This window comes from Parasynechococcus sp. (assembly GCF_042954245.1).
Classification (GTDB): domain Bacteria; phylum Cyanobacteriota; class Cyanobacteriia; order PCC-6307; family Cyanobiaceae; genus Parasynechococcus.
This window is the reverse complement of the sequence record NZ_JBGKDP010000143.1, coordinates 1-2,719: the sequence shown is the minus strand read 5'-3', so window position 1 is coordinate 2,719 and position 2,719 is coordinate 1. Positions and strand designations below refer to the sequence as shown.

3 protein-coding genes are annotated in these 2,719 nt (G+C 63.8%); all 3 read right to left on the bottom strand.

The features are described from left to right. Nucleotides 1-93 precede the first annotated feature (93 nt). Nucleotides 94-1,545 (bottom strand): AAA family ATPase, encoded by a 1,452-nt coding sequence (locus ACGVJ8_RS06300; protein WP_392346451.1) that lies wholly within the window; start codon nucleotides 1,543-1,545, stop codon nucleotides 94-96. Continuing rightward, complete coding sequence (locus ACGVJ8_RS06295; protein ID WP_392346449.1) at nucleotides 1,542-2,054, bottom strand: divergent PAP2 family protein; 513 nt, start codon at nucleotides 2,052-2,054, stop codon at nucleotides 1,542-1,544. The genes ACGVJ8_RS06300 and ACGVJ8_RS06295 overlap by 4 nt, the downstream gene beginning before the upstream one ends. Beyond that, on the bottom strand, nucleotides 2,051-2,719 hold a 669-nt coding region (locus ACGVJ8_RS06290; RefSeq protein ID WP_392346447.1), incomplete at its 5' end, for a polyprenyl synthetase family protein. The genes ACGVJ8_RS06290 and ACGVJ8_RS06295, both read right to left, overlap by 4 nt.

The window sequence follows — 2,719 nt, the reverse complement described above, 5'->3', positions numbered from 1 at the left end:
TCCGCCGGGGGGAGCTGGTGGTGGAAAGCCTCAGTTTTGGGCTGGGGTCCTATCTGGGCTGGCAGGGGATCAGCGGACTGATGATCCCCTGATTCATGCGGAGTCCCGCGTGGTGTCGAATTGGCGCTGCCAGGCGGCGCGTAGATCAGGCGACGTCTCCCCGCCGAGCAACCAAACTCCCGTGCGGGCCCGCGACACCGCGACGTAACAGAGCTGCTGGCGGATGGCTGGATCGGCCCGGAACACATCCGGCGCCACAAAGACATCGCCGAAACTGCTGCCCTGACTGCGGTGCACCGTGAGCACCGCCGCCGGCCCCAGGGAAGCGAAGGCATCGCGAATCAGGAAGTACTGCCGCCAGATCGCTCGACCGTTCTTCTTGCCGGCATCACGGGCCTGCTTGCGCAGCTGCTGCATCACCGCATCGAGCTCCTGACGACCAGAGCTGCCAATCGGCGGCTGCAGACGCAGGGTGAGCTCCAGATCCCCCGCATTCACCGATGCGGAGAGGGTCTCGATCACCGGCACAGGCCCGTCGGCGCAAGACAGGCCGAAATCCGCCAGATCACAGGCCTCCGGCTTGACGTCCCGCACCGTCACTTCGCGGTTGGAACCCAGCACCATGTCGGGTTCTTCGCCGGCCTCTTCTCCATCCCTTGAGGCCGGCGCCATCACCGCCGTGCGACTGATCAACACCTCTCCAGGCAGCACCGGCATCTGGTCCGCCATCTCCCCATGGATGGCACGGCGCGCATGGGGCACCAGACGATCCATGGTGCGGTTTGTGTGGCAGAGGATGCGTGCGGCGTCAGGGTTGTCTTGCACCGAAGCCTCCCACAAGGCACGCCGGGCCTGATCCAGCCACTCCCGTTGCACCAAGCTGCGCACCTGTCCCTGCGGGGATCGAATTAGCGGCAGCAGCGGCGGCATCTGGCAGGGCAGGCGCCCCTCCCGCAGACCCACCGCCAGCTGCAGCACCGGGCCTTGATGTCGCACCACCTGGGTCAAGCTGGCGGAACAGGACCGTTGCATTGCAAACACGGGACTGTTCGGCTCACCCACCGGTGGCAACTGGGCCGGGTCGCCGACAAACACCAGACGGGTCTTGAACGGATGGGAGCACTGGAGGGCGATGCCCAACAGGGTGTTGTCCACCATCGAGGCTTCGTCAATCAGCACCAGGCCTAGGTTCTCCAGGGCCATGGCCGTCTGCTCGGTGGGTTCGCAGAGTTCAGCGTCGGCGGAGCGCTTGAGCTTCAGCCGCAACAAGCGATGGATGGTGGAGGGATACCAGGTGGGTTGGAGACCCTCCAACTCCAATGCCTGACGCAGGACGCCCACCGCTTTGTGGGTTGGGGCCACGACGGTCCAGCACAAACCGCTGGCTTCCACCTGGCGCAGCAGGCGCATGGAGAGAAAGGTTTTGCCGCTGCCGGCAAACCCACTGAGTACAAAAGGCGTGCCATCCATGGGCTGCTTGAGCCAGGCCGCAAAGGCGTCCGCCGCTGCCTGTTGATCAGCGGTAAGGTCCGCGGCGGCGGTCACCCCAGCCCAGCTCCAAGACTCAACAGCAGATGCAGCGGTGATCCCACAAATTCCAAACCGGGCAGAGCAATGGCGGGCCCTATCAGACTGCCCACCAGCACCTGAAGCCGGCTATGGCCCAGGCTTTCCTTGAGGGGTTTCTCCGGAGCATCCGGCCAGAGCGAATCAGGCAGGCCATTGACTCGTTCCGCCGTCAGCCCGGCAGCGCAGCGAATGCCACTGGCATCGTACATGACGACGAACGCCACCATCGCTGCAAGGGCGAAGAGGGGGTGATCAAAGCCCAGGGTCCAGCCCACACAGGCCGCCGTACCGGTGACCAGGGCGGAGTGGCTTGACGGCATGCCGCCGGTTTCGATCAACACCGCCGGACGCCAACGGCGATGCAGGAGCAACTCAAGGAACAACTTCGACAGCTGGGCGATGCCACAGGCCATCAAGCCCCAGGTGAGCGAACTGTTGTCGAAGAACTCCCGCAGAACTGCATGGGAAGACATGGCTTCGATCATCGGTCGCGGTTGGTGATGAAGTCGGCCAATGCCAGCAGGGGAATGGCCTTCTCGGCCCAGGGTTGAAGCGCCTCTTTCGCTTCATTAACCAACGCATCTGCCCGGCGGCGGGACTCCCCGAGCCCAAGAAGCTTGGGATAGGTGGTTTTGTCGGCGATGAGGTCCTTGCCGGCGGTTTTGCCGAGCACCTCGCTGCTGGCGGTGATGTCGAGGATGTCGTCGATAATCTGGAAGGCGAGGCCGATCCCCCTGGCGTAGGTGCGCAGGGCCTTGATCAGTGCCTCATCGGCACCGCCGATCATCGCCCCGGTGATCACACAGGCGCTCAAAAGGGCTCCGGTTTTGTGGAGGTGGATGTACTCGAGAGTTTCAAGATCAACCTCCTTGCCCTCGCTTTCCAGATCGACCACCTGGCCGCCCACTAGGCCAGGGGCACCGGCCACCAACGACAGTTCTCCCACCACCTTGAGCAGACGCTCAGCCGGCACATCCGGACTACGCAGCGCCACCATTTCGAAGGCGCGGGTCAGCAGGGCATCACCCGCAAGGATGGCGACTGCTTCGCCGTACACCTTGTGGTTGGTGGGACGACCACGGCGCAGGTCGTCGTCATCCATGGCCGGCAGGTCGTCATGAATCAACGACATGGTGTGAATCATTTCCAG

Bases quoted from the DNA above. Each gene is read 5' to 3' on its own strand.
- ACGVJ8_RS06295 (WP_392346449.1), bottom strand. From the start codon at position 2,054: ATGATCGAAGCCATGTCTTCCCATGCAGTTCTGCGGGAGTTCTTCGAC.